The sequence below is a fragment of the Pseudoalteromonas sp. meg-B1 genome (assembly GCF_003173795.1).
Taxonomy (GTDB): Bacteria; Pseudomonadota; Gammaproteobacteria; order Enterobacterales; family Alteromonadaceae; genus Pseudoalteromonas; species Pseudoalteromonas undina.
The window spans coordinates 66184-85940 of record NZ_QGQU01000005.1 but is presented as its reverse complement, the minus strand read 5'-3'; the positions used below and the strand labels follow the sequence as shown (position 1 = coordinate 85940).

The following is a 19757-nucleotide window of genomic DNA, read 5'->3' as shown; positions in this document are numbered from 1 at the left end:
AAAATAGCTTACAGGTATAAGCCTAGAAGCGCGTTAAAAAGTTATCAAGTAAGGCTAAGCCTTGCTCGGTCAAAATTGCTTCAGGGTGAAACTGCACGCCTTCAAGTGCGAGCTCGTTATGCAACAATCCCATAATTTCATCACGCAGCCCAGTTTTACTTTGTGTCCATGCTGTTACTTCTAGTTCTTTAGGCAATGAGTGTGCTTCAACAATTAAAGAATGGTAGCGGCACACTGTCAGCGGGTTGGGTAAACCTTTAAACATACCTTGATGCTGATGATAAATTGGCGATGTTTTTCCATGCATAACCTGTTTAGCGCGCACCACCTTACCACCTAGCACCTGAGCAATGGTTTGGTGCCCCAAACAAATACCTAATATAGGATAAGTTCCTTTAAATTGCTCTACAACAGATAACGACACTCCCGCTTCACTTGGGCTTTTAGGGCCTGGAGAAATCACAATATGATCGGGGTTTAACTGTTTAATTTCGCTCAGCGTTATTTGGTCGTTACGTTTTACCACCACTTCTTGATCTAATCGTTGAAAATACTGTACCAAATTGTAGGTAAACGAGTCGTAGTTATCGATCATTAAAAGCATGTATTAAAGTACTCAAAGTAATTAGGCGGATGGTTATTGCATGCATATTCTAACTGAAGGCTTTGCAGGTGTCAGTGTTTTGCAGCTCAGCTAATACAAATAGCTCGCTTACAATCAGTAATGGTTGATTTATTTTAAATCAGCCCAAGCTCTATTATATGAGTAATTCAGTAGTTACAAACTGTCTATCAGTAAAGTGACCTGCATTATCCAACAGCGCATTAAATACGTATAAACAAGGAGTAACCTATGTTAGGCGAAGACCATTCATTAACTAAAGACTTTCCTGATTACACGCAAACAATTGCAAAACTCAATGCAAATGATGAAAACTTTGCTACTAAAGCAAAACAATACAATGAAATCGATAAAGAAATTCGGGTACTTGAACTACAAGACTCACCTATCGATGACGAAGCTATGCAGCAGCTAAAGCACGACAGAATGGTATTAAAAGATTGGTTACATCAACAATTAACGAGTACTAATTAATCACTATTGCTTGGCGTCTATTAAATAATAGGCGCCAAAATTTAATTATCATTTCCCTCTCCTACCCTCTGCTAATCTATAATTTTAACCATTATGGTGCAAAAGCATTGCTATTCGTTTAGCTTAAAGACAAGCTATCTTTATCTAAATTAAACAACATTATTTTTTATGGCTAAATACTTACTCTCGATTGATCAAGGAACGACAAGCTCTCGGGCTATTTTATATAGCAAAGATGCACAGGTGATAGGGAGTGCTCAACAAACCTTCCCTCAGCATTTTGTAAAAAATGGTTGGGTTGAACACGACCCTGTAGATATTTGGCAAACTGTATTAACCAGTGTCAAAAACCTCTTAGCGCAGCAACAAGTAACTGCCGCCGACATAATTGCCATCGGCATTGCTAATCAGCGAGAAACCACTTTAGTGTGGAATAAAAAAACTGGGCAACCTATATATAACGCGATTGTATGGCAAGACCGACGCACCAGTGAATATTGCGATAGTTTACGCCATGCTGGGCATACGAAAATGGTGAATGATAAAACCGGTTTAGTACTCGACCCTTATTTTTCTGCAACCAAAGTTCGTTGGATTTTAGATAACGTCACTGGCGCTAAAGAGCAAGCACAAGCAGGTGAACTAGCATTTGGCACGGTAGATACCTACTTATTGTGGCAATTAACCGACGGTAAAGTGCACAAAACCGATGCCACTAATGCCTCACGAACTTTACTGTTTAATATTCATCAGCAATGCTGGGATGAAGAATTACTGGCTTTATTTGATATCCCACTGGCTATGTTACCTGAGGTAATGGACTCAGCGGCTGATTTTGGGATAACAAGCGGCGAGTTGTTCGGTAGTGAAATTCCTATTTGTGGTATTGCAGGCGATCAGCAAGCGGCTTTAATTGGTCAAGCCTGTTTTGAAGAAGGTATGGCAAAAAGCACCTACGGCACGGGCTGCTTTTTAATGCTTAACACTGGTGATAAAGCACTAAAATCAAATAATCGTTTATTAACCACTCTTGCATATCGGCTCAACGGCAAACCCACCTATGCGATTGAAGGCAGCATTTTTATGGCCGGTGCCACCATGCAGTGGATAGTAGAAGGCTTAAAGTTATTAGAAAACGCGGGAGAAAGTGAAGCTCTTGTCAAAGATGTTCCCTTAGATCATGGGGTGTTTTTAGTGCCCTCGTTTACCGGCTTAGGTGCCCCCTATTGGGATGCAAATGCAAGAGGCGCTATTTTAGGCCTAACCCGAGATTCAGGCATTAGTACTATTGTGGCAGCCGCCTTACAGTCAGTGGGTTATCAAACCAAAGATTTACAAAAAGCTATGGAGGGTGACGGACTTCGCCCTAGTATTTTAAGAGTTGATGGCGGCATGGCAAACAATAATTGGGCCATGGCATTTTTAGCTAACATTTTAGGCGCAAGCGTTGAGCGGCCAACCTTAACCGAAACCACTTCATTGGGGGTTGCCTACTTAGCAGGGCTGCAAACTAGGGTGTATGAATCAACTGCACAGCTTGCCAACATGTGGAAAAGCGATCGTCGCTTTGAACCCTCCATGAGCAGTGAAGAGCGCAACGATTTATATGCAAAGTGGCTACATTGCATTGCACAAGTTAGACTTTCTAATAGCACTGACGACGAGAGTGACTAAGAATCTATGAGCGTACACGATAACGAATATGACTTACTCATTATTGGCGGCGGCATTAACGGCGCTGGCATTGCTGCCGATGCCAGTGGCCGTGGCTTAAAAGTACTCTTATGTGAGCAGAACGATTTAGCTTCTGCCACCTCCTCTAATAGCAGTAAACTTATTCATGGCGGGCTTCGCTATTTAGAGAATTATCAATTTAGATTGGTAAGAGAAGCCTTGCGTGAGCGTGAAATACTGTTAAAAAAAGCACCGCATATTATGTGGCCACTGTCTTTTCGACTGCCGCATCAAACACATTTACGATCGCCATGGATGATTCGTGTGGGGTTATTTATTTACGACCACCTAGCCAAGCGTAATACTTTACCCGCTTCAAAGGCGATTGAGTTTAACAGCGATAGCGTTCTTAACAGCAGCATTACCCAAGGCTTTGAATACGCAGACGGCTGGGTTGATGACGCACGTTTAGTGATTTTAAACGCACAAGCAGCGCATAATTTTGGTGCCACCATTGCAACACGCACGCGCTGTATTAAAGCCATCCGTAACGCAGACTATTGGAATGTAATTTTAGAGCAGCAAGCTAGCAAGCAACACCTAAATATTAAGGCTAAAAGTGTTGTAAATGCTGCAGGCCCTTGGGTAGCATCATTATTTGAAGATGTATTTACCCAGCCCACACCACATACTGTTCGTCTTGTAAAAGGCAGTCATATTGTGGTGCCTCGAATTCATAGCCAACCAGTTGCCTATATTTTACAAAATGAAGATAACCGCATTGTATTTGTAATTCCTTATGAGCAAGATTACTCACTGATTGGCACCACGGATGAAGAGTACACCGGCGATATTACTGATGTAAAAATTAGTGAGCAAGAAATCGAATACCTGATCAGTATTACTAATCATTACTTTAAAAAGCCAATAAGCGAAGCGGATATTGTGCACACGTTTAGTGGCGTGCGCCCGCTGTTAGATGACAAATCAACAGATGCCCAAGCAGTCACCCGCGATTACAAACTGATATTAAATAATGAGGCTGATCATGCTCCATTATTAAGTGTGTTTGGTGGCAAAATTACCACTTATAGAAAGCTTGCAGAAAATGCCGTCAATAAGTTAGCGCCTTTTTACCCAAAAATGAGTGGCTCGTGGACGAAAAACACCCCTTTACCAGGCGGCGACTTTAGTAACCAAGCATACCTTATCGCTCAGTTAGAAAGCAGCTATCCTTGGCTGCCAACCGACACCTTAAAACGTATGGCTCGCAGCTATGGCACGCTTAGTTATCAGTTACTGGGGAACAGCCAAGCAATCGGCGATTTAGGTTATCACTTTGGCCATGGCTTATATGCAAAAGAAGTTGATTACTTAGTAAACCATGAATGGGCAAAAAGCAGCGCAGATATATTGTGGCGCAGAACTAAGCTCGGACTGCGCTTTACTGAAAAACAAGTCATTGCCCTGGGGCAATATTTAACTAAACATCCTGCTTGCCACAACTAAACTGCGATTAACTCGTTGCAACAAGGTGCTGTGATGAGTGAGCGCCTTACTTTAACCGAAACCACCTCACTGGGGGTGACTTACTTAGCAGGATTACAAACTGAGGTGTATGAATCAACTGCGCAGCTTGCCAAGCGTTCGTCGCTTTGAACCAAGTATAAGCAGTGAAGAGCGCAACGATTTATACGCAAAATGGCTACATTGTATTGCATTGAACAAGTTAGACTTTTCAATAGCACTGACGACAAGAGTGAGCAGTAAACACAAGAATACTTATGGGCGCACACAATAATACTAAAAGTACCTGCAATGTCGTACTTCGATTAATCAAAATTACAAAGAAGCCTCAAAAACATCTGGATGACGGCTAGCTAAAGTAATAATCTCATCTATGATGACTCTTATTTTAGGCAGAATGTAAGGTGTTTTTAGCCAAACAATACTGATGGGTGCACCTTCGCCATTGAATTTCTCTAATACAGGGCATAATTGCCCATCATCAAGGTATTGCTTCACTAACCATACTGGTAGTTGAGCTAAACCTGCACCAGATAAAGTCGATTGCAAAATACCTTCACAGTCGGCTATCTCATGACGTGCTGAAATATCAACAGATTCGGTTGCCCCTTTAGCATTTTTCAGCAGCCAACTATGCCTTTGTCCTATAGGCCAACCGACGATGCAATCATGTTGAGCAATATCTTCTTTTTTGGTAATCGGTGCTCGCGTTGCTAAATAAGAGGGAGAGGCACATATCACCCTTTTTTGCTCCCCTATTTTACGTGCAACAATATCGCCCGAGTTTTCTAAGTGCCCAACGCGGATCGCAAGATCAATCCCGTCACTGACTAAATCCGTAGGACGGTCATTAAAGGTAATAGATAGATCTAATTGCTCGAACTTGGACGTTAATTCTAGCAACTTGGGTAGGATTGCTCTTCTACCGAGAACTGCGGGTAAATCTATACGCACACGCCCTGATGGCAATAACTGTTGATTGCTTAAGCGCTTCTCTGCTTCCTCTAAAATGGTCATCGCTTTAAGGCAGTCGGCTAAATAGGAATCCCCATCATTGGTTAACGCGATGCGTCGAGTTGTTCGATGAAGGAGTTTGGTGCCTAGCTGTTTTTCTAGTCGAGCAACGCTTTTACTTAAAGCTGAACCGGTCATTCCAAGCGCTTGAGCCGCAAGGGTAAAACTCCCCAATTGCGCAACGGTGACAAAGTGACGAACTTCCACAAATTGGCTTTTTAACATCAATTAATTCCCACAAGGACTTTATGTTCGTCATTATATGGACTTAATAAGCGAATGTGAATCGATTATTCTATGTACATCAACGAGATGATTACATCGATTTTCAATTAAGGTAAACATAATGAATAACTTCAATAGATTCAAAGGTAAGGTCGCTTTTATCCAAGGTGGCAGTCGCGGTATTGGTGCCGCCATTGTTGAGAGATTGGCATTGGAGGGAGCGTCTGTTGCTTTTACATTTGTGTCATCTCACGAAAAAGCTAAAGCGCTTGCTGAGAACTTAACTTCACAAGGTAGCAAAAAAGTCATCGCAATAAAGGCGGATAGCACTAAGCCTGAAGATATCAGAAATGCAATCAGCGAAACCATAGAACAACTTGGTCAAATTGATATTGTCGTAAACAACTCAGGTACGCTGATCTGGGACAGTATTGAAAAATTGACAATAGATGATTGGGACAAGACCATTAATACCAATGTAAGAAGTGTGTTTGTGGCTATTCATGAAGCCGCGAAGCGCATGAAAAATAATGGCAGAATAATCAATATCAGTAGTACGAACGCTCAGCGCATTCCTTTTGCTGGCGGTTCAATATATGGAATGAGTAAGTCTGCACTAACCGGATTGGTTAAAGGTCTCTCTCGCGATCTAGGCCCTAGAGGCATTACAGTTAATAACATTCTTCCTGGTCCAGTCGATACTGACTTAAACCCAGACAATGGCGATACTTCGGAGCCTGTAAAAGCAATAGGTGCACTTGGTCGTTATGGTCAAGTGGAGGAGATTGCGAGCTTAGTTGCATTCGTTGCTAGCTCAGAAGCGGGTTATATCACTGGCGCTGACTTGATGATCGACGGTGGATTTTCCGCTTAATCAAGATATGCGGTCGAGTAACTTGTGATTTATCAATCTAACTTCAGCAATCATCGATACATGGTCAGTAAAGAGAAGTACTATGGTTGGCCTATTTCAAGGCCAACCTTTTTAGCATACCTACAAATAGCAATTAGCTGTCACAACATAAAAATCCAATATTAAATACTGAGCCCACAAAAAAGAGGCTACCAATCGACACCTTAAAACGTATAGCGCGCAGCTATGGCACACTTAGTTAACCATGAATGGTTAAGAACTAACGCAGATATATTGTGGCGCAGAACTAAGCTCGGACTACGCTTTACTGAAAAACAAGTCATTGCCTTAGGGCAATATTTAACTAAGTCATAGCTAAACTGCGATTAACTCGTTGCAACAAGGTGCTGTGTTAATGCAGCTTTTTCATCAGCCGAAAGCATTTGCTTTGTTTTGCTGGCGAAGTCATAACGTACCATGACCGTTTTACCAATAGCACAGCACTTATCTTGCTGCCAGGCTTCTTGGCGGATCACAAATGAGCTATTACCAATCTGCTCTATGCTGGAGTTAATTGTCACTTCATGGGCATAAAATAACTCGCCGACAAACGACACTTCAACCTTAGCAATAATTAACTTCCAGTTGTGAGGATTAAGATCAGGGGTAAAAAATTTAAAAATAGGTACTCGGGCGGCTTCAAACCAAACAGGGAGTACGGTATTGTTGATGTGTCCGAGTGCATCCGTTTCGCTAAAGCGCGGCATCACTTTTTCAGTAAACATAATAATCCATAATAATTAAACAGGTAACTCATGACGGACTTTATCCGCGTGTATGACAACGCGCTCAGCAGTGACTTTTGCGATAACTTTATCACTACCTTTTCTCAAAGCCCGCATATTAAACAAGGGATGACATCGGGTGGCGTTGATCTTAATAAAAAAGATAGCCACGACCTGCACTTAAACAATCATCCTGAGTACGCAGAACAATTAAAACATATTCAACAAACCACTGCACAGTTTGTTTTTAAATACATTGAAGAACATATTTTTATGATGATTGGGGCATTTGGCTTAAAAGTGTATCACCCAAAAACAGGTCAGCCGGTAGATTTGACTCATGCCAATTATGACGAAGTAGGTAAACCACAACTTCCTTTATTGGTGCAGCAAATTTTTAGGCTCGGTAATATTCAAGCACAAAAATATGAGGTCAATAAAGGGGGCTACCCGTATTGGCATAGTGAGGTGTATCCGCAGTTACAACATAATGAAGCCCTGCATCGGGTATTGTTATTTATGTTTTATTTAAATGATGTTGAAGAAGGCGGAGAAACCGAGTTTTATTATCAAAATCGTAAAATAGCCCCTAAAAAAGGCAGCATGGTGGTTGCTCCAGGATATTTCACGCATACACATAGAGGCAATAAGCCAGTATCAAATGATAAGTATATTTTAACCTCATGGGTTTTGTTCAATCGAGCAGAGCAAATATATGGAACGCCACAAAGCTAGGTAATCAGCCAATAAAAAAGCCATAAGTAATTTTTACTTATGGCTTTAAAAAGTATTGAATAAATAAGGGATTAACCTAGTAGCTCATCAAACAAATTAAATAGCGTGTCCATTTCTTCTAGAGTGTTGTAGTGCATGCAACCAATGCGTACTACGCCGCCCTTATCAAGCACACCAAGTTGTTTGCATAAACCTTGGGCGTAAAAATTACCATCCCATACACATACATGTTGTTTGCCTAAAAATTCAGACACTTGGCGAGGCTCTAACCCTTCAAAGGTCAGTGCAAACGTAGGGGTACGCTCACTTAAGCGTGCTAAGTCATCAATACCAAACAATTTAATACGCGGGTAATTAACCAGGCGTGTTAAAAAGTATTCACTAAGCGCCATCTCGTGTTGTTTCGTTTTTTCAAACGCAACACGCAGTTTTTCTCGGCGTGAGTGACTGTCATCAAGTTCGCTAATTGCCGCAATGTAATCAACCGCCGCAATAAAGCCCGCTAGTGCTTCAAAACTTTGGGTACCAGTTTCCCAACGACCAGGAGCAATATCTTTTGCTGGCTCTACTTTATAAGGTGTAAACCCTTCTAAATGCGAAGCTTTACCGTATACCATACCTAAGTGCGGGCCAAAAAACTTATATGCAGAACACGCTAAAAAGTCACAATCTAATGCTTGCACATCGATTAGTTCATGAGGGGCATAATGCACAGCATCAACATACACCAATGCTCCGACATTGTGCGCAAGCTCTATAATGCGTTTAATATCGTTAATAGAGCCAGTGGTATTTGATGCATACGTAACGGCAACCAATTTAGTGTTAGCGTTTAATAAGCTTTCAAAATGCGCCATATCTAAACTGCAATCGGCTTCGTTAATTAGCGCAGTGTTAACCACTGCACCTTTATCTTCAGCGGCTTGCTGCCAAGACGATACATTTGAAAAATGATCTGCATTGGTCACAATAATTTCATCGCCTGCTTGCCAACTGCGTGAAATCGCGCGGCTGAAGCTAAACGTAAGGCTGGTCATGTTCGGACCAAACACAATATTTTGTGCACTAGGGGCATTTAACAAATCAGCCGCCGCTTGACGCGCATTAGCCATTAGCTCAACCGTTTTGTCACTTGAGAAAAACGCACCGCCCAAGTTTGAATTGTAATGCCCTAAATAAGCGGTCATGGCACTGAGTACCGGCTGGGGTACTTGTGACCCACCTGGCCCATCTAAAAATACCGGTGACTTGCCATCAACCGTTTGCATTAAAGCAGGAAATTGCGCGCGCAATTGCATTAAATTCATTTTATTTCTCTTAAGCAGTTAGTACAAAACAATCCAGATAACCTGGTTTATTAGCATCAATTTTGTTCATTGGCGTGGCGTTATGCCATACCTGACGGTCGTTAATTAGTGCAAACATGCCGTCTTTTATTTCCATTTTAAAACAAGGTTCAGCTTGTTGGTTTTCATAAACCAATAGCTCACCACCTTCTAAATTCTCATGAGAAACACCACATACACACACATGATCAAACCCGTCTTGATGCACACCTTCTGGGGCTGCTGGCGTGTCGCTATCAATGGCAAGCATTCTAAATTGGTGAATTTCAATATCACGGTCTGCATCAATACCGGTAATCGCACAAAATTCGCTAACAATACTTTTCATACCCTCAGACTCAAGCAAGCTTTGCTCTAAATTTTCGTAAGTACGTTCAACATTACCTTGAAAGGTATTAATTGAATCGTCTTGCACAAACGCTTTAGTCGCTTGAAGATTAAGCTCACCATTTTGTAGTTTAACTACTGAATAACGGCGTTTGCGAAACGCACCATCTGCATATGGGTTTGCAGGTAAGTTATCAAAAGAAGGCTTAACCAAATCAATGTTGGCTTGGTTAATAAAACGAAGTTGCAGTAAATTCTGGTTGTTTAATGCGGTCATAAAATCCTGCTTATAATAATGATAATATTGGCAGGGATTTTAATGCATATAGCGAGGATTTTTTGCTTTATTATTCAACTAAAAAGTAAATAATACTTAAATTTAATTCAATATAAGATTATTAAAGCATGAATAATCCAAATTAAATTTAAACGATAAAAAACCCGCCGAAGCGGGCTTTTCATTCAAACTCTATTAATTATACAGCTTGCTGAATAATTACGTTATCTGCTTTTTTAGTGTACTGAGGCATACGGTGGAAGTTCAAGTAACGGTAGGTATCTGCTGCCGTTGCATTGATTTTCGCTGCATATTCTTGGTACTCAGCCGGAGTAGGTAATTTACCTAAAATTGCCGCTACTGCTGCCAGCTCTGCTGAAGCTAAGAACACATTTGCGCCTGTACCTAAACGGTTAGGGAAATTACGTGTTGAGGTAGACACAACCGTTGCTTTATCTGCAACACGTGCTTGGTTACCCATACACAGTGAACACCCAGGCGTTTCAATACGTGCTCCAACACGACCAAAGATACCGTAGTAACCTTCGTCCGTAAGCTGGTCTTTGTCCATCTTAGTTGGCGGTGCAACCCAAAGCTGTGTTGGAATACGACCAGTAAAGCCATCGAGTAATTTACCTGCGGCACGGAAGTGACCAATGTTAGTCATACAAGAACCGATAAATACTTCATCGATTTTCTCGCCTGTTACATCAGACAGTAAACGCGCATCATCTGGATCATTTGGCGCACAAAGTACCGGCTCTTTAATGTCAGCTAAGTCGATTTCAAGCACATGCTTGTACTCAGCATCTTTATCCGCTTCCATTAGTTCTGGGTTAGCTAGCCATTCTTGCATTGCTGTAATACGACGTTCGATTGTACGTACATCACCGTAGCCTTCAGAAATCATCCACTTAAGCATAACAATGTTAGACTCAAGGTATTCGCTGATCGACTCTTTAGAAAGCTTAACAGTACAACCTGCAGCTGAACGCTCTGCTGATGCATCTGATAGTTCAAATGCTTGCTCAACAGTTAAGTGCTCAACTCCTTCAATTTCTAGTATACGACCAGAGAACTCGTTGATTTTACCTTTCTTCTCAACCGTTAATAGCCCTTCTTTAATACCGTAGTAAGGGATGGCATGAACGAGGTCACGCAACGTGATACCAGGCTGCATTTCACCTTTAAAACGAACCAAAATCGATTCAGGCATATCAAGTGGCATAACACCTGTTGCTGCTGCAAATGCGACCGCACCTGAACCCGCAGGGAATGAAATACCTAATGGGAAACGCGTATGTGAATCACCACCGGTACCTACGGTGTCTGGTAATAACATACGGTTCAACCATGAGTGAATTACACCATCACCAGGACGAAGCGATACACCACCACGGTTCATGATGAAATCAGGAAGTGTATGATGCGTATTTACGTCAATTGGTTTAGGGTAAGCCGATGTATGACAGAAAGACTGCATGGTTAAATCTGCAGAGAAGCCTAAACAGGCTAAGTCTTTAAGCTCATCACGTGTCATAGGACCCGTGGTATCTTGCGAGCCAACCGTAGTCATTTTTGGTTCACAGTATTGGCCTGGGCGAATACCGGCAACATTACATGCTTTACCCACCATTTTTTGCGCAAGCGTAAAGCCTTTATCTGACACTTCAGTAACTGCTGGTACTTTAAATACGTCAGTTGCACCTAAACCCAGTGATGTACGTGCTTTGTCTGTAAGACCGCGACCAATGATCAGTGGAATACGACCACCAGCACGAACCTCATCAAGAATGACCTCAGATTTAAGTGCAAACGTAGAGATCACATCATCAGTACCATGACGTTTCACAACACCTTCATAAGGGTAGATGTCGATTTGGTCACCCATGTTGAATTCATCAACATTTAATTCGATTGGTAATGCACCTGAGTCTTCCATTGTATTGAAAAAGATAGGCGCAATCTTGTTACCTAAACAGACACCACCTACGCGCTTATTTGGGACAAATGGGATATCAGCACCCATAAACCAAAGCACGGAGTTAGTAGCAGATTTACGTGAAGACCCCGTACCAACAACATCACCTACGTAAGCAAGTGGTAAGCCTTTAGTTTTTAATTCTTCGAGCTGGGTAACTGGACCTACTTCACCGTTTTTATCAGGGTTAATGCCATCACGTTCTGTTTTAAGCATCGCTAGTGCGTGAAGTGGAATATCAGGACGTGACCATGCATCTGGAGCGGGTGATAAGTCATCCGTGTTTGTCTCACCAGTGACTTTAAATACAGTAACCGAGATCTTTTCAGCAACAGCTGGCTTATTAGTAAACCATTCTGCGGCAGCCCAAGACTCAATGATTTGTTTGGCGTATGTATTACCTGCTTTTGCTTTTTCTTCTACATCGTAAAACGCATCAAACATTAATAATGTGTTTGCAAGGCCCTTAACTACGATTGGCGCTAACGCTTCGTCATCAAGTAGGTCAACCATTGGCGCGATATTGTAGCCACCAAGCATAGTACCAAGCAATTCAGCTGCTTTTTCTTTAGAAAGAAGTGGAGAAACGGCTTCACCTTTTGCAACTGCCGCTAAAAAACCAGCTTTAATATAGGCTGCATCATCGACACCCGGCGGTACACGATTGATTAGTAGTTCTAGGACGAATTCTTCTTCACCTGCCGGTGGAGTTTTAATTAGCTCAATAAGATCAGCCGTTTGCTGAGCATCTAATGGCGCTGGTACGATACCTAACGCGGCACGTTCTTCTACGTGTTTACGATATTCTTGTAGCACAGTATTGCCCTCTTGGTGACGTGAAAGTATTCGGTAGTGTTTACAAAACACACTATAACCCAATACTTATAGTATTCTAACGCTCGATTATAAAGCTTTTATACATAGATTAAAATCCATCCACTTGGGCAACTAGTTATATCGATTATTAATAATATGAATAGTGAATTTCATAAAATCAACTTTCATGAATACTTATTAACAGCCATAAAAAAACCCAGCATAAGCTGGGTTTTTACTTAATTAGAAACTATTAACGTAGTACTTTTACACGTTTAATAGATTTTACGTGTGCTTCAACACGACGGTTTTCAGCGTGTGCTTGTGCCGTATTCGCTTCATTTTTAAGGCGTTCTTCGCCTAAGCCAGCTGTTGTAATGCGATCTTCTGCAATACCATCAGCAATTAGCTTTTTAGCTACTGCATCAGCACGTTTTTTAGATAACCATTTATTGTAAGACGCTTTACCTACTGCAGACGTATGACCTTCAAGAAGTACAGTTGTATCTGGGTACTCTTTTAAGAAAGACGCTACTTCGTCAATATCATTTAAGTACTGCTGTGAAACTGACGAGTCATTGTTAGGGAATGTTACTAACAAGCTTACTGTTACTTCAGTATCTTCATAAAGTGTACAACCATCACTATCAACCGCATCTGTCATCGGTGTGTTAGCACATTTGTCATCTACATCAGGAATGCTATCTTTATCAGTATCAGCAAGTGTTACCGGCACTGGAACAATTTCTGGCTCTGGTTGTGGTGCAGGCTCAACTGGTGCTACTGGCGCTGATTTTTGGCCGAAAAAGTAGTTAATACCTAATTTTGCGCCAACATCTGTGTAGCCTTTGTCTAAACCTTGGTAAACACTGGTTTCAGCATTTACAAAGAAGTTGTCTGTAACAAAGTGTCGGTAACCTACACCTGCATTTACAAACGTGTTGTCATCAACAACATCAATGTCTTTCAGACCGAATAAACCGTAAAAAGGGCCGCCGCCAAAGTGGTAAAGCGCATCGATACCGTAACGTTCGCCGTCAATATCGTTGCGGTTGTTAAGTACTTTGTCATGTGCATTAAAATCTAGGTCTGCGTATTCTAAACGTGCGCTCCAGTAATCATTAAAGCGGTAACCTAATTCAGCACCCCAACCTGTTGACTCATTAACGTCAAGGCCAGCCTGCTCACGCATGTTTTTCCACGAAGCATCGTAGTAATCACCGAACGCACCAATGTAAAAACCTTCTTGTTCGGCAGCAAAAGTAGATGCGCTAGTTGCAGCTAACGCTATGGCAATTGTAAGTGATTTTAATTTCATTGTTTTCTTCCCATTTTAACAACTAAAAATGTAGCTAAGCATTGCTAGCTCTTCTAACTTACCTATACAGTAACTGAGCCTTTGTTAATCAATACTTAACGCAAATATATTTTTTCAATATCTTAGGATAATAAAACTAGCCCATAAAAAATGTTACTGAACAAAGACTAGCTCAAAAAGCAAACAATCGCTTTAAACCCCATACGATCACTAGCCTTTATGGATGTTATGGTATCATTCGTTCATAGTTTGCTCTATGAATGAACATCGCAGGGGTAAAAAATGACCTTTTATATTCATTTTAAAATGCAATAAACCATACTTAAGTACCGCAAAAAGTACGATAATTCTTATCATCTTCGGGCGGCGTTTGAAACTCAGTGGCCTGCGCATGGCTTGTGTAAGGGCTCGACATCACTTTGCTAAAACGACTGAGTAGCTCACTATCCCCATGCGTAGTGTACTGAGTAATAATATCTTCAATAATATGGTTACGTGGGATCACGCTCGGATTGGCTTGTCGCATCACTTGATAGCTGTGCTCATTAGTTCGTGTTTGCCATTGCTGTGCCCAAGAGGTAAGTGCTGATGGTATTTCAGCTTGCCCATTTAACGACTCAGTGAGTGCATTAAAAGTATTGGTATAATCAAGCTGGTGTTCTTTTAATAGCCCTAGTAACTCCCCCACCAGCTCATTATCTTTATCATCAGCTATTGTTAGCCCTAACTTTTGTGCCCACATAGCGCTAAATTGCTGATTAAATTGGGTCGAAAAGTCTGCAATGATAGGTGTCAGCATTGCTACGGCTTGCTCATCGTCGTCACTTATTAGTGCCATTAGACTCTCTGCTAAGCGAGCACAGTTCCAACTCGCCATGTTTGGCTGATTACCAAATGCGTAACGCCCTTGCTTATCAATAGAGCTAAACACGGTATCAAAATCAAACTGGTTCATCATGGCACATGGACCGTAATCTATGGTTTCACCACTAATTAAGGTGTTGTCGGTATTCATTACCCCATGAATAAACCCCACCCTCATCCAACTTACGACTAAGTTAACTTGATTGGTTATCACTGCGGCTAGAAAATCCAAGTATCGCTGGGCGCCAGTGCTGTTAATTTCAGGGTAATGTCTTTGAATGGCTAAATCGGCTAAGTTTTTTAGACTGGTCAAATCGCCTTGGGTAGCTAAATATTGAAACGAGCCAACTCGAATATGACTACTCGCGAGTCGCGTTACAATAGCGCCAGGTTGCGGCGGGTTACGATAAACAGTTTCACCACTACCAACCACGGCTAAACAACGCGTAGTAGGAATGCCAAGCGCATGCATTGCTTCGCTCATTACGTACTCACGAATAGCAGGTCCTAATGCACAGCGCCCATCTCCACCACGCGAGAATGGCGTAGCGCCAGCGCCTTTTAATTGCAAATCCCAAAGCTGGTTTTTATCATCACTGATCGCGCCAAGTAAATGCGCTCGGCCGTCTCCTAAGCGTGGAGAAAAATGACCAAACTGATGACCCGAATACCCTAATGCAACTGCAGAAACTGCTTGAGGTTCATTTCCACTGAATATATTTGCTCGAGAATCTGCATTCACTTGTATATTAAATTGTTCGGCTAAGGGCTCATTCCATAACAATAACCGTGGCGCTGTCACCTTGGCTGGATGATCGCTAATTGCAAACCCCTCACCAATGTCGGTATACCTTGGCACTAATTTCATGTTTAATCCTATTGTTTTTGGCTGATACCTACGCGATTGTCGCCTACACCATAAGCGACAATTAAGCTTAGCTCTTGCATGCTTAAGCCGCTTTGCTGCTGCAGTTCATTAAAGAATGCCTGCGTCGCACTTAGTGACTTTTTAGTTTGTAATCCGCCATCTATAATTTTATGGGCACGCAAATAGCTTTCTACATCTCTTGAAAGTAAAAAAGTATCTTTCCCCAAGGCACGCAGTGCATAAGGACCAGTATTACCACCCAGCCTTGCACCATGTTTTTTTAAATACGCCCACAAACCAATAATATCTTCACTTGGCCAGTTAGCAATAAACTGACTAAAACTGCCGTGCTGCTCTGCAACTTCATGGATCATATACGCATTATCAGTAATGGTTTTTACTTTTTTATAATTGCGCACAATTCGTTCGTCACTGGCTTTTTGTTCTAACATGTCTGGTGGCATCATCAATAGCTTTTCAACACTAAAGTCCCAAAAAACCTCTCTAAATCCGGCCCACTTACTGTTGATCACCGACCAATAAAAGCCACTTTGAAAAACCTTCCGAGTAAATTCTTCTAGCCAATCATCATCACTTAATGTGACGAGTTGCTTTGTTGATAAAGGTTTTGCGAGTAACAATTTAAGCATTTTTTCAGAGCCCTTTCGCTCCACTGCACGCTTATAAATATCGCTAAATTTTTCCATCTACTTAATACCTTACTTCGACCATGAAACTAGTTTACGAGAAAAGCAGCCAATACGTAACCGTTGCTATTATCGATGAACTATTCTGTATTTAGTCACTTGACACCTAGACGGCTAAAGTGGTTTAATCGCCACACTTACCCTATTACATTGTATTTGCTAATTGATTTTTCAATAGCAAGTGCAAAGGGCTGGAAGAGGTGCGTTATTCAGGTAGCGTATGTTAGGAGCGCAAACTCCATTGAGCATACGTGAGGGGAATTAACGCCGAGAGGTAACACTTTTTTGTGAAAGGTTACTTCGGGCGACTAGGTTGAATCCTAGCGACTGTCACCAATAACATATTTGGTGGAGAGCTTCTGGTCTTAGTATAATAAGGCCGTGCGCCCTATTATTTAAGCCCATTCGCTCTTCGAATTATAAATACATTCAAAGAGTCAGGCACCCTAAATACCCGCCAATAACTCGACGAATGCCCTATAAGTTCGTGAGAGATGATCAACAACTTCAATATTAACAATTTCCATTTATGGACTGCGCTGATCACCCCATTTGATCAAAATGGCCTAGTTGATTACGCAACCTTAGACACCTTGGTGGCCGAACAAGAAGCCGCTAACAACGGCATTTTATTACTTGGTAGCACTGGCGAAGGGTTAGCCCTGACCCTAAAAGAGCAGCAAGCCATCGTAGAACATGTTTGCCAATTACAGCCGAGCGTCCCGCTTATGGTCGCAGTCGGTGGTAGTAACTTAAAGCAGCAGCTTGAATGGGTTAACTACTGCAACCAACTGCCTATTCATGGTTTTTTACTTGGCTCGCCTTTGTACGCCAAACCCGGTGCAGTGGGGCAAACGCATTGGTTTGAAAGCCTGCTCAATGCCAGTTCTCATCCTTGTATGCTTTATAACGTACCAGGACGTAGTGCGGTTAGCATTCCCATTGCAACCATTGAAAACCTCAAACAACATAAAAATTTATGGGCACTCAAAGAAGCCAGTGGCTGTATTTCTCAATTTGAAGCCTATCGACAAGCAGCGCCTGAACTAGCCATTTTTAGTGGTGACGATGCCCTCATGCCTTATTTTGCCCAAGCAGGTGCAAAAGGTTTAGTGTCGGTTGCAGCCAATGCATGGCCAGTGCAAACCCATGAGTTTGTAAAGCGCAGTTTAAGCGGCCAACACCCTAATCTTTTTGTTCAGTGGTCTAGCGCTATCAATAGCTTATTTTCAGTAGCAAACCCTATTCCAGTCAAAGTGTTAATGCATTTACAAGGGCGTATTAGCAGTCCGCATTTACGTCCACCTTTAACACACCTTGAGCTGACACACACAGATGACATTTCATCGGCAAACAACACCATTTTATCTTGGCATTAAATACAGGTTTTTATAATGAGCTGGTTAGAACTATTAAATAATTTAGAAACGGGCGCAGTTCGCGCAGCAACACAAGACGAAAACGGCCAATGGCACGCTAACGTAGAAGTAAAGCAAGGCATTTTAGAGGCATTTAAAAACGGCACTAACATGGAGTTTCCTGGTGGCTTTGTAGATAAACATAATCTAGCGCCGCAATGCTTTGAAGCCACAGCAGGCGTTCGCATGGTGCCAGGTGGTTCAAGTGTGCGCCGTGGTGCACATGTTGCCAAAGGCACTATTATTATGCCACCTGCGTACGTAAATATTGGCGCCTTTATTGACGAGGGGACTATGGTAGATAGCCACGCATTGGTTGGCTCATGTGCGCAAGTGGGTAAAAATGTTCACTTGAGCGCCGCGGTACAATTAGGCGGGGTACTTGAGCCCATTGGCGCAAGCCCTGTGGTCATAGAAGACGATGCATTCATTGGTGCAGGCTGTGTGATTGTTGAAGGCGTGGTAGTTAAAAAAGGCGCGGTACTTGCCCCTGGTGTTCGCTTATCTGCAACCATCCCTGTTTATGACTGCGTTAATGAGCGTCAGCTTGATAAAGGCGAAGCAATCCCTGAATACGCGATTGTGATCCCAGGCTCTCGCCCTGCGTCAAACGACTGGGCGCGTGCTCAAGGCCTAAGTATGTCGTGTGCCTTAATTGTTAAATACCGGGACGAGCAAAGTGACGCGTCATTATTGCTTGAAGAGGTTTTACGTTAATGACCTTTTTGAGCACGCCCGTTAAAAGCGCTATTGATGAGCTTTCGAGTAAACTCGATACTCCATTTTTTGTCTACGACCTCGACTCACTAGATGCGCACCTTGCGCACTTAGTGGCGCAAACCGAAGTAAAGCTTTGGTATGCGGTTAAAGCCAATCCCCTATCTAAAGTGATACAAAGTTTAGATAACGCTGGTTTTAACTTTGATGTTGCAAGTAAAGGCGAACTTGAGCAAGTACTTGCCCAAGGAATTAACAGCGAGCGCGTGCTCAACACGGGCCCTGCTAAAAGCCCAAAACAAATTAAACATTTTATTGCACGTGACGTACGTACCTTTGTGGCAGAAAGTCTTAATCAGGTGCGTTGGTTAAACGAACAAGCCAATGCCCAGCAGTGCCAGTTGCAAGTATTACTGCGTGTTCAATTACGCTGGCCCGAGGGTGATAAAAACCCACTTGGTGGTGATAGCCTTACTCCATTTGGTTTAGGGTGCGATGAATGGCAATCGCTAAATACTAAAGACTACACAGCATTGAGCTTTGATGGCCTACATATTTTTCAGTGGGGTAACATGCTCAGCAGCGACAAACTTGCAGATCTGTGGTCGCAAATGATTACACCACTTACAGTCCTTGCTAATAACTTAAATATAAACCTGAATATTTTAGATTTAGGTGGCGGTTTAGGTATTCCTTACACCCTTAATGACCCGACTTTAAGCTGGGATGCATTAATAGCAGCCCTTGCAAAGATTAAACGCGATGCGGGTGTTAAAGAGCTGTGGATGGAACTAGGTCGCTATGCTGTAGGCGAATGCGGCCACTACGCCACACCGGTGGTTGAGCGCAAATTAAACTACGGCCAACAGCAGGTAATTATGAGCGGCGGTATTAATCACTTATTGCGCCCTGCGGTCACCAGTCAAGATTTCCCTGCGCGTTTATTACGAGATTCAAACGCAGTAAACCAAGCAATGAGCCTATATGGGCCATTATGTACCGCGCTGGATTGCTTAGGGGAGCACCAATTGCCGGGCGATTTAAATGAACATGACTGGCTGGTGTTTAGTCAATGCGGTGCTTATGGTTTTACCGAAAGTATGCCGTACTTTTTGTGCCATGAACTGGCCGGTGAATATGTTATACACCATGGCGAAATCAACTGTATTCGCCAAGCAGAAGATGCAAGCCACTACTTGAGGTAATAAA

Annotated in this window: 18 protein-coding genes, 1 pseudogene and 1 riboswitch; of the genes and pseudogenes, 10 read left to right on the top strand and 9 right to left on the bottom strand. The window is 42.2% G+C overall.

Features of this window, described 5'->3' with window-relative positions; genetic code table 11:
* Positions 1-22: 22 nt before the first annotated feature.
* On the bottom strand, positions 23-604 hold the full coding sequence (locus tag DK924_RS16440; protein ID WP_109875692.1) for an aminodeoxychorismate/anthranilate synthase component II: 582 nt from the start codon (positions 602-604) through the stop codon (positions 23-25).
* A 249-nt stretch (positions 605-853) separates the two neighbouring features.
* On the opposite strand from DK924_RS16440, the gene DK924_RS16435 reads away from it, so the two are divergent.
* From DK924_RS16435 to DK924_RS16420, 4 genes and pseudogenes are all read left to right on the top strand, one after another.
* Positions 854-1096 (top strand): YdcH family protein, encoded by a 243-nt coding sequence (locus DK924_RS16435; RefSeq protein ID WP_054202764.1) that lies wholly within the window; start codon positions 854-856, stop codon positions 1094-1096.
* A gap of 168 nt (positions 1097-1264) precedes the next feature.
* Positions 1265-2770, top strand: coding sequence for a glycerol kinase GlpK (gene glpK, locus DK924_RS16430; RefSeq protein WP_109875691.1), 1506 nt, complete (start codon positions 1265-1267; stop codon positions 2768-2770).
* Positions 2771-2776: 6 nt separating this feature from the next.
* A complete protein-coding gene (gene glpD / locus DK924_RS16425; RefSeq protein WP_109875690.1) occupies positions 2777-4279 on the top strand; it encodes a glycerol-3-phosphate dehydrogenase in 1503 nt (500 codons plus the stop codon).
* A 39-nt stretch (positions 4280-4318) separates the two neighbouring features.
* Positions 4319-4540, top strand: a pseudogene (locus DK924_RS16420) (glycerol kinase); the annotation flags it as partial.
* A 72-nt stretch (positions 4541-4612) separates the two neighbouring features.
* Here the strand turns inward: DK924_RS16420 and DK924_RS16415 are convergent.
* Positions 4613-5485: a LysR family transcriptional regulator gene (locus tag DK924_RS16415; protein ID WP_258306478.1), complete on the bottom strand. Its 873-nt coding sequence runs from the start codon at positions 5483-5485 to the stop codon at positions 4613-4615.
* A 172-nt stretch (positions 5486-5657) separates the two neighbouring features.
* Here DK924_RS16415 and DK924_RS16410 point away from each other — a divergent pair, with 172 nt between their 5' ends.
* Together DK924_RS16410 and DK924_RS16405 are read left to right on the top strand one after the other, a co-directional pair.
* Positions 5658-6410, top strand: coding sequence for a 3-oxoacyl-ACP reductase family protein (locus DK924_RS16410; protein WP_109875689.1), 753 nt, complete (start codon positions 5658-5660; stop codon positions 6408-6410).
* A 225-nt stretch (positions 6411-6635) separates the two neighbouring features.
* Complete coding sequence (locus DK924_RS16405; protein WP_258306477.1) at positions 6636-6764, top strand: hypothetical protein; 129 nt, start codon at positions 6636-6638, stop codon at positions 6762-6764.
* Between the two features lie 11 nt (positions 6765-6775).
* Here DK924_RS16405 and DK924_RS16400 read toward each other — a convergent pair whose 3' ends face one another.
* A complete protein-coding gene (locus DK924_RS16400) occupies positions 6776-7174 on the bottom strand; it encodes a thioesterase family protein (RefSeq protein ID WP_010392057.1) in 399 nt (132 codons plus the stop codon).
* Positions 7175-7204: 30 nt separating this feature from the next.
* Between DK924_RS16400 and DK924_RS16395 the strand changes: the two genes are divergently transcribed.
* A complete protein-coding gene (locus DK924_RS16395) occupies positions 7205-7909 on the top strand; it encodes a 2OG-Fe(II) oxygenase (protein ID WP_055012470.1) in 705 nt (234 codons plus the stop codon).
* Positions 7910-7980: 71 nt separating this feature from the next.
* On the opposite strand, the gene DK924_RS16390 is transcribed toward DK924_RS16395, so the two are convergent.
* From DK924_RS16390 to DK924_RS16365, 6 genes are all read right to left on the bottom strand, one after another.
* On the bottom strand, positions 7981-9216 hold the full coding sequence (locus DK924_RS16390; protein ID WP_109875688.1) for a cysteine desulfurase-like protein: 1236 nt from the start codon (positions 9214-9216) through the stop codon (positions 7981-7983).
* Between the two features lie 10 nt (positions 9217-9226).
* On the bottom strand, positions 9227-9859 hold the full coding sequence (locus DK924_RS16385) for a 2OG-Fe dioxygenase family protein (RefSeq protein ID WP_076919457.1): 633 nt from the start codon (positions 9857-9859) through the stop codon (positions 9227-9229).
* A 199-nt stretch (positions 9860-10058) separates the two neighbouring features.
* On the bottom strand, positions 10059-12656 hold the full coding sequence (acnB, locus tag DK924_RS16380) for a bifunctional aconitate hydratase 2/2-methylisocitrate dehydratase (protein ID WP_109875687.1): 2598 nt from the start codon (positions 12654-12656) through the stop codon (positions 10059-10061).
* Between the two features lie 253 nt (positions 12657-12909).
* On the bottom strand, positions 12910-13974 hold the full coding sequence (locus DK924_RS16375) for an OmpA family protein (protein WP_010392045.1): 1065 nt from the start codon (positions 13972-13974) through the stop codon (positions 12910-12912).
* Positions 13975-14296: 322 nt separating this feature from the next.
* Entirely contained in the window at positions 14297-15706 is a 1410-nt protein-coding gene (locus tag DK924_RS16370) for a YdiU family protein (protein ID WP_109875686.1), read from the bottom strand.
* Between the two features lie 8 nt (positions 15707-15714).
* Positions 15715-16413, bottom strand: coding sequence for a DNA-3-methyladenine glycosylase I (locus DK924_RS16365; protein WP_109875685.1), 699 nt, complete (start codon positions 16411-16413; stop codon positions 15715-15717).
* A 187-nt stretch (positions 16414-16600) separates the two neighbouring features.
* A riboswitch (Lysine riboswitch) is annotated at positions 16601-16780 on the top strand.
* 127 nt (positions 16781-16907) lie between these two features.
* Here DK924_RS16365 and dapA point away from each other — a divergent pair.
* Genes dapA through DK924_RS16350 form a run of 3 tightly spaced genes read left to right on the top strand, consistent with a single transcriptional unit; the run spans position 16908 to position 19753 of the window.
* Positions 16908-17792 (top strand): 4-hydroxy-tetrahydrodipicolinate synthase, encoded by an 885-nt coding sequence (dapA, locus tag DK924_RS16360; protein WP_010392038.1) that lies wholly within the window; start codon positions 16908-16910, stop codon positions 17790-17792.
* Between the two features lie 15 nt (positions 17793-17807).
* A complete protein-coding gene (locus DK924_RS16355) occupies positions 17808-18548 on the top strand; it encodes a 2,3,4,5-tetrahydropyridine-2,6-dicarboxylate N-succinyltransferase (RefSeq protein WP_109875684.1) in 741 nt (246 codons plus the stop codon).
* Positions 18548-19753, top strand: coding sequence for a PLP-dependent decarboxylase (locus DK924_RS16350; protein ID WP_109875683.1), 1206 nt, complete (start codon positions 18548-18550; stop codon positions 19751-19753). The genes DK924_RS16355 and DK924_RS16350 overlap by 1 nt, the downstream gene beginning before the upstream one ends.
* The last annotated feature ends 4 nt before the right edge of the window (positions 19754-19757 follow it).